This window comes from Flavobacterium resistens (assembly GCF_900182645.1).
Classification (GTDB): Bacteria; Bacteroidota; Bacteroidia; order Flavobacteriales; family Flavobacteriaceae; genus Flavobacterium; species Flavobacterium resistens.
This window is the reverse complement of the sequence record NZ_FXTA01000007.1, coordinates 148,799-158,198: the sequence shown is the minus strand read 5'-3', so window position 1 is coordinate 158,198 and position 9,400 is coordinate 148,799. Positions and strand designations below refer to the sequence as shown.

General features: G+C 33.1%; 1 protein-coding gene. It reads left to right on the top strand.

The features are described 5' to 3' along the window. Positions 1–12 precede the first annotated feature (12 nt). Positions 13–9,300 (top strand): amino acid adenylation domain-containing protein, encoded by a 9,288-nt coding sequence (locus FN795_RS20895; RefSeq protein WP_244290021.1) that lies wholly within the window; start codon positions 13–15, stop codon positions 9,298–9,300. The last annotated feature ends 100 nt before the right edge of the window (positions 9,301–9,400 follow it).

The window sequence follows — 9,400 nt, the reverse complement described above, 5'->3', positions numbered from 1 at the left end:
TCATTGCAACCATTGCCTATAGGAGTTGCAGGAAAACTGTATGTATCTGGAGCAGGAGTTGCCAGAGGTTATTTAAACAAACCGGAACTCACGGCGGAGAAATTCATTTCGAATCCTTTTATAAAAGGAACAAGGATGTATGATACCGGTGATTTGGGCAGGTGGCTGCCGGATGGCAACATTGAATTTTTGGGCAGAAACGATAATCAAGTCAAGATAAGAGGTTACCGTATAGAGCTAGGAGAGATAGAAACGGCCATATCCGAATATTCAGAGGAGATACAACAGGTTGTAGTTGAAGCCAAAGAAATCAACCAGGACAAAACTTTGGTGGCTTATTATGTATCCAAAACAGAGATTGACAAATCAGAGATCAGAGCTTATCTGCAAAACAAGCTGCCTGAATATATGGTTCCTGGTTTTTATGTAGAGATAGAAAGTCTGCCTTTGACACCTAATGGCAAGATAGACAGAAAAGCCCTTCCAAGTGTTACCGGAGAAGACATCATCAAAAAAGAATATGTAGCCCCAAGAAATGCCATTGAAGAAAAAATGGTAGAAATATGGCAAGAAGTATTAGGGGTTCAAAAAATAGGAATTACAGATAATTTCTTTGAATTGGGAGGACATAGTCTGATAGTAGTTCAAGTTATCAATCAAATTTCTAAACAATTAGGACAAACGATATCCTTTAAAATATTTTTTGCCAATCCAACCATAAAAGAATTAAGCAAAGAATTAAAACAAAGCGAATATTTAGACATTCCCAAAGCAGCGGAGGATGAATCCTATCCCCTAACTAGCTCACAGAGTCGTTTATGGATATTGAGCCAACTTGAGGGTGGTTCTTTGGCCTATAATATGCCGGCAGCAGTTAGGTTTACAGGAACTGTTGATTTTGATAAATTTGAAGAATCATTTAGGTTATTAATCAAGCGTCATGAAATTTTAAGAACTTACTTTAAAACAAATGAGCAAGGAGATATCAGACAATATATCCTTCCTATTGAACAAGTGGAGTTCAGAATAACATTAGAGGATTATCGTTCGGTAGAAAATCAGGAGGAGACAGTTGTTTATTATTTAGAGAAAAGAAATGATGAACCTTTTGATTTAGAACACGGACCACTTGTAAGGGCTTCTTTGATTCATCTAAACGAGCAAGAATATGTATTTTTCTTATCGATGCATCATATTATTGGAGATGGTTGGTCAATGGAGTTATTGATATCAGAGATTGTAAAAACCTATAATGCTTTAATGCAAGGAGAGGCAATTACTTTACCTGAATTACGTATTCAGTATAAGGATTATGCTGTATGGCTTAATACAACAATTCAGCAAGAAAAACACCAGGTTTCAGAGCAGTATTGGTTAGAGCAGTTTGGAGGCGAACTTCCAGTTTTAGACTTACCGAGTTTTAAAACTCGTCCATTGGTTCAGACCTATAATGGGGATAGCTTTACACACACTTTTTCGAAAGAATTTTTAGATAAGTTAAAGACTTTTTCAAAAGAACAAGAAGTTACTTTGTTTATGACTTTAATGGCAGGGATAAATGTTTTGCTATATAGATATACAGGACAGGATGATATTATAATTGGAACTCCAATAGCAGGGAGAGAGCATCCTGATTTGGAGAATCAGATAGGAATATATTTGAATACGCTAGCCATACGAACCCAACTTAAGGAAGGGGCAAGCTTTTTAGATTTGGTAGCTATCCAAAAAGAAACTTTATTAGGAGCTTATGAGCATCAGGGTTATCCTTTTGATGCTTTAGTAGGGAAGTTGAATTTAAATAGGGATGTGAGCCGTTCGGCCTTATTTGATGTCTTGGTGGTTTTACAAAACCAAGGACAATTAAATAACCTGAATACTGAGGAATTAATCGACTTTGAGGTAAGTGGATTCAATTTTTCTAGAAAGGTTTCTAAATTTGACATCAGTTTTGCCTTTTTTGAAGCAGAAGGATTAGGTTTGACAATAGAATACAATACGGACATCTATGATGGTTATTTGATAGAAAGAATGTTTTCTCATTTTGAGAATCTTGTTAGAGAATCAATAGAACAACCTGAGACCCTTATTCAAGAATTAAACTATTTAACCCAAGAAGAGAAGCAACAGTTATTGTTAGATTTTAACGATACGGAAGTAGCTTATCCTCAGGACAAAACGATTGTTGATTTATTTGAGGAGCAGGTAGTAAAAACGCCTAATAACGTAGCTGTTGTTTTTGAAGAAAAGGAATTAACGTATCAGGAGCTTAATGAAAAGGCGAATCAATTAATGTATTATTTACAGAAACAAGGAGTAGGATTGGACTCAAAAATTGTTTTGTGTTTTGATAGTTTTATAGATTTACAGATTGTAGGCTTACTAGGGATAATTAAGAGCGGAGCTGTTTATGTTCCAATAGAGCCAGATTATCCTCAAGAAAGAATCCAACATATACTAGATGATACAAAGGCAAGATTCGTATTAACCAGCAGTAATCATTCAGATATTTTTGCCACTACAGATGATAATATACTTTTTCTAGATCAATTAAATTTTAATGAAGAAATTCAAGGGAATAAAATTAGATTGAAGCAAAATGATATTTGTAATATAATATACACATCTGGGTCAACTGGAAATCCAAAAGGCGTATTGGTGAGCCATGGGAATTTAATGGATTATTTATTTGGTTTGTCTTCGAAAATTAAGATAGAAGAGAATAGATCTTTTGCCATGATGTCAACAGTCTCAACAGATTCAGGTAGTACTGTTTTATTTGGCTCTTTAATTTTTGGAAAAACAATCCATATGTTTTCAAAGAATTCATTAAGAGATATAAATTATATTCAACAATATTTTAGAGATAACAAAATTGATTGTATAAAAATAGTGCCTCCTTATTGGGCGTCGTTAAATGAACACGATATGATGCCTACGCCTAACAAAATGATTATTTTTGGAGGAGAGGAACTTACAAATGAAATAGTAGAAACGGCTATAAAAAAGGATCCAAATGTTGTAATTATCAATCATTATGGACCTACAGAAGCAACTATAGGAAAACTATTGCATGTGGTAGAAAGTACCCAAAAAGGAAGATCTATACCTATTGGTAGAGCATTTTCTAATACTCAATTATACATATTGGATAAAAACTTGAAAATTTGCCCAATTGGAGTGAAGGGAGAGCTTTTTATAGGTGGCGATGGTGTAGCCAAAGGTTATTTAAATAATTCAACATTAACCCAAGAAAAGTTTGTAGAAAATTGTATAGATAAGAATCAAGGGAAACTATATAAAACGGGTGATTTGGTAGTAATGCGTCCAGATGGAAATATTGAGTTTATAGGGCGAATGGATAATCAGGTTAAGATATTTGGACATAGAATCGAATTAAATGAAATTGATAGGGCAATTAATCAATTTCCGTTGGTTAAAGCAAGTGTTGCACTTGTGAAAAGTAATGCGAACCATCACAAGAATATAGTATCTTACATTGTAACTGATAAAACGATAGACAAATCAGAATTGCGTAGCTTTCTGCAAGGGAAACTACCTCCTTATATGATTCCGGGGTTCTATGTAGAAATAGAATCAATACCTTTAACACCTATGGGTAAAATAAACAGAAAGGCTTTGCCGGATGTAACTGAAGAAGATATTGTTAGAAAAGAATATATAGGTCCCCGTTCGAAAGAAGAAAAGTTGTTGGTTTCTGTTTGGGAAGATGTATTGAAGAGAGAGTCCATTAGTATTAAAGATAACTTTTATAATTTGGGAGGAGATTCTATCAAATCCATCCAGATAGTATCAAGGTTAAAACAACGTGGATATACCCTTAAAATCCAACAGATACTTCAAGTGCCGGTATTGGAGGATTTGACAAAATATTTAGAAGTAAACAGCCAGATTGCAGATCAGTCTACGGTATCAGGTGAAGTAGATTTTACCCCGATACAATATCATTTTTTCGAGAATCCTATTTTTAAAGTACACCATCATTATAATCAGTCAGTTTTATTAAAAAGTAAGGAAGAGCTAAATCAAGAATTTTTATCGAAAAGTATAGAATTTTTGATTAAACACCATGATGTGTTACGTATGGTTTATAGTAATTCGGGAGGGAATTGGAAGCAATTTAATCAAGGTATATCAACAAATGATGTTTCCATAATGTTTCATGATTTGCGCGAGGAACAGGATGAATTAGAGGTAATGTTTAATTTAGGAGAAAAGTTGCAATCCAGCTTTAATTTAATGGAAGGACCGTTATTCAAAGTAGGTCATTTTCGATTGAAGGATGGTGATCGATTAGCCCTGATTGTTCATCATTTAGTGGTAGATGGTGTTTCCTGGCGTATTTTGTTGGAGGATTTATCTACACTTTATGGGCAATATAGATTTGGAGAAAAGCCTAAATTACCCTTGAAAACAGATTCTTTTAAATTATGGGCTTCTTTACAGAAGGAGTATGCTTATGGAGATAAGATAAAATTAGAGAAAACTTATTGGGAGGATATTTGTAATCAATTGATTCCTGTTTTTCCAAAGGATATGGAACTTAGTGAATCTACTATTATAAGGAAGGACGGTAGTATTTCTTTTATCTTAAATAAATCTATTACAGAGTTATTGCAAACACAAGTGCATGGTGTTTATAATACAGAGATTAATGATGTCTTATTGACAGGCTTAGGTCTCGCAATAAAAGAGACTTTTGGTATCAACAAAAGTGTTGTCAAAATGGAAGGCCATGGAAGAGAGGATATCATAGCAGATGTTGATATCAGTAGGACAGTTGGCTGGTTTACCTCTGTTTATCCCTTTGTATTGAATTTAGCTGATTCAAAACCGGCTATAGCTAATTTAATTGGAGTTAAGGAAGATCTAAGAAAGATACCGAACAAGGGTATTGGATACGGAATACTGAAGTATTTATCGGATGGTTTTAGCAAAGGGCTTGAGCCATCGATAGAGTTTAATTATTTAGGAGATTTCGGTAATAATGTAACTAATAAATCAAATTCGTTATTTGAATATTCCTCAGAGAGTATAGGTTTAGATATAGATAGACAGAATGAAAGCGATGTTGCCCTTAGTGTTTCTGGTATTTTGGTTTCAGGCCAACTTAGAATGTCAATAAATTTTTCTAAAGAAATTTATCAGCTAAATACGATTCAAGATTTAGTGGACTCTTACCAAAGAAACCTTACCAATATTATAGAAGAACTAAGTATTATTAAGGAGAATTATCCAACACCATCTGATTTAACTTTTAAAGGTTTGAGTATTGAAGATTTATTTGTGATAAACAGAGATAATACATTAGAGGATGTTTATAAGCTGTCTCCTTTGCAACAAGGAATGTACTATCACTGGTTGTCTGAGAAATCGTCCTCAATGTATTTTGAGCAGATGTCTTATAGAATAAAAGCACTGGATTTAGATATCCAGTCAGTACATGAATCCTATGACAAGCTAATATCAAGACATAGTGTATTGAGAACAAGTTTTAACTATGATTTAAGCGATCATCCGTTACAGATAGTGAGAAAAGTAGTTCCAAGTCAATTTTCATATCAAGCAGTATCTCAAGAAACAGATGTGAATGATTATGTGGAAGAAGTAAAACTAAAAGACAGGGAAAAAGGATTCGATTTAGAGACTTCCTTTTCTCAGATGCGCCTTCAGGTATTGAATATAGGAGATGATCAATACGAGTTTATTTGGAGTCGCCATCATATTCTTACCGATGGTTGGTGTATGAGCATTCTAATAAATGATTTTTATCAAATATTGAATTCAGTTAGTCAAAAAGAGCCATTAAATCTTCCGAAACCATTGCCTTATGCTAACTATATCCAATGGTTAGATAAAGTAAACACAAACGATTCCATGGAATATTGGAAAGGTTACTTGAGAAATTACAGTCAAGTTGCCGAAATTCCATTTAAGACACTGTCTACGGAGAATCCTATTTATAAAGAATCTAAAGAGATTTTGAAAATAGAAGGTGATTTATACCAAAGGCTAAATAGTATATGTAGTCAAATTGGTGTAACACAAAATACCTTCATGCAGTCAATTTGGGGGTATCTACTGTCACGATATAACAGTACGCAAGACGTAGTATTTGGGGCAGTAGTTTCTGGAAGACCTGGAGATTTAGATGGAGTTGAGAATATGGTAGGCTTGTTCATCAATACAATTCCGGTACGAGTAAGATATAACGCAGGAGATACCGCTCTGGATTTGTTAACGCAGGTTCATAATGAGGCAATATCAGGTAATGCCCATCATTATTTGAATTTGTCTGAGGTACAATCTCAAAGTGAATTGGGGATGAATCTGATTAATCATATTATGGTTTTTGAGAATTACCCAGTACAGGAGATAATTAAGGAGAATGTAGAAAATACCCAAAGTCAAAAAGGTCAAGAATTAACCATAGAATCTATGGAAGTATTTGAACAGACCAATTATGATTTCAGCATCATGGTGATTCCAACCCCATTATCATTAATTGTGGAATTGAGGTATAATGCCAATAAATTTGAGCCGCAGTTGATTAAAGGAATTGTAAACCATATTGGTAATTTGGTTGAACAGTTTAGTATTAATATTGACAAACCACTAAATACATTAAATTATTTAACTCAAGGAGAGAAACAACAATTATTAGTAGAGTTTAACGATACCAAAGTTGATTATCCGAAAGATAAAACCATCATCGATTTATTTGAAGAACAAGTCGATAAGACTCCGGATAACATCGCTGTTGTTTTTGAAGAAGTACAATTGACTTATAAAGAACTCAATGAGAAAGCAAATCAATTAGCACATTATTTAAGAGAAACCTACAAAATACAAGCCGATGATCTAATCGGAATGAAGTTAGAGAGAAGCGAGCAAATGATATTGGCTATTTTGGGGATACTAAAATCTGGTGCAGCTTATGTGCCAATTGACCCAAGTTACCCTCAAGAAAGGATTGCTTACATAGAAAAAGACAGTAACTGCAAAATTGTTATTGATAATCAAGAGATAAAAAAGTTTAGTGAGATTAGAGATGATTATTCTCGAGAGAACCTTTCTTCTATAGTATGCGCAGATGATTTAGTTTATATTATTTATACATCTGGTTCAACAGGTACCCCAAAGGGTATAATGATGCACCATAAAAGCATGTCCAATTTAGTCTCATTTCATACTAATGTGATAAATGAAAATTTTGGAAAAGTATTGCAATTTACTAGCATAAGTTTTGATGTTTCATTTCAAGAAATTTTCACTACATTGACAAGGGGTACTACTATTTATCCGATATCAGAATCGAGTAAGTCAAACCCTATTGAAATAGTAGATTTTATTAATGTAAACTACATTGATACAATTTTCTTACCAACATCATATTTTAAGGTTTTAATAGAAACTAAAGAATTTAATCATTTAATTAGACAAAATAATTTCTTAAAAAACATTATTGTAGCAGGTGAGCAATTGACATTAAGTAATGATGCTATAAAAATTATTAAAGAGTCAAAAATTAAGCTTCATAATCATTATGGTCCTGCAGAAACACATGTAGTGACAACAATTGTTTTAGAAGAGAATTATTTAAACAATAATCCATCAATCGGGAAACCAATTGATAACACACAGATCTATATATTAGATGAAGGGTTACAGCCAGTTTCTATAGGTGTTACAGGGAAGCTATATATTTCTGGAGCTGGAGTTTCCAGAGGTTATTTAAACAAACCAGAGCTTACGGCAGAGAAATTCATTTCGAATCCTTTTATAAAAGGAACAAGGATGTATGATACCGGTGATTTAGCCAAGTGGTTGCCAGATGGCAACATTGAATTTTTGGGCAGAAACGACCATCAAGTCAAGATAAGAGGTTATCGTATAGAGCTAGGTGAAATAGAAACGGCTATATCTGGATATTCAGAGGAGATACAACAGATTGTAGTAGAAGCTAAAGAAATCAACCAAGACAAAGCTTTGGTGGCTTATTATGTGTCCAAAATCGAGATTGACAAATCAGATATTAGAACTTATCTGCAAAACAAGTTACCTCAATACATGGTTCCTAGTTTTTATGTAGAGATAGAAAGTCTGCCTTTGACACCTAATGGCAAGATAGACAGAAAAGCCCTTCCAAGTGTTACTGGAGAAGACATCATTAAAAAAGAATATGTAGCACCAAGAAATGCCATTGAAGAAAAAATGGTAGAAATATGGCAAGAAGTGTTAGGAGTTCAAAAAATAGGCATAACAGATAATTTCTTTGAATTGGGAGGGAATTCTATTTCAGCATTAAGAATGATTTCAAAATTCCAGTTAAAATTTGGAACAAAATTGCCTGTTACATTATTATTTAAAAATCCAAACATTTCTCTAATAAAACAGAAAATGGATTCAAATAATAGTATTCCGTATTCGAATTCTCTGTTAATTCCTATTAATGAGAAAGGAACTAAAACACCAATATTTTTCGCACCACCTGCCGGAGGAGGAAATTTAACCTATAAGGATTTGTCAGAAGCTATTGGAGATCATCAACCAACTTATGGTTTAAATGTAAGAGGATTGGATGGGGAATTACCTCCGCATGAAACAGTAGAAGAAATTGCAGCTTGTTACATAGAAGAGATACAAAAAGTTGATCCTCATGGACCATACATTTTAGGAGGATTTTCTTCAGGGGGAAGAATAGCTTTTGAAATGGCTTTTCAACTGTTTAGAAAAGGCTTTGAAGTAAAGAAATTGTTATTATTTGATTCGATGGCGCCAGATGTAGATTATTCAACTTTTCATCCTCAAACTTATCCAGAATGGTTAATAAGAATTGCCGAAGTTATAAGTGAATTATTTTTATTGAAAGACAAAGTAAGATTAGCAATTAATGAATTGGAAAATTTAAATAAAGAAGAACAATTTAGTTTATTCTATAAAAAATTAACCGATCTAGGGCTAGACATGAAAAAAAATTATCTTAGAGGATATGTAGATGTCTACATTAAAACTGTAACAATGACTTATGCTCCTCCGATTGATGAAAAATTAAATTGTCCGATCATATTATTTAAATGTATAAAAAAGATTGATCGTAGTAATTATACAATAAAAATGAAGGAAGCTTTAGCCAATATTGATGAAAAGGAAATAGGATGGCAAAAATGCACAAATAATGTTGTAACTGTTCATGAATTAGAATGTGCACATAATGAAGTGATGAATTCTCCTCATGTTAAGACAATAGCAATAAATCTTGTAAAGCATTTAAGTTGAGAATAAATAATTTTTAGTAATGATTCCTAAAAAATAGGCTTTATCCTATTTTTTAGGAATTATAAAATCTGAAATAAGAAAGAGAGATCAATAATGAAAA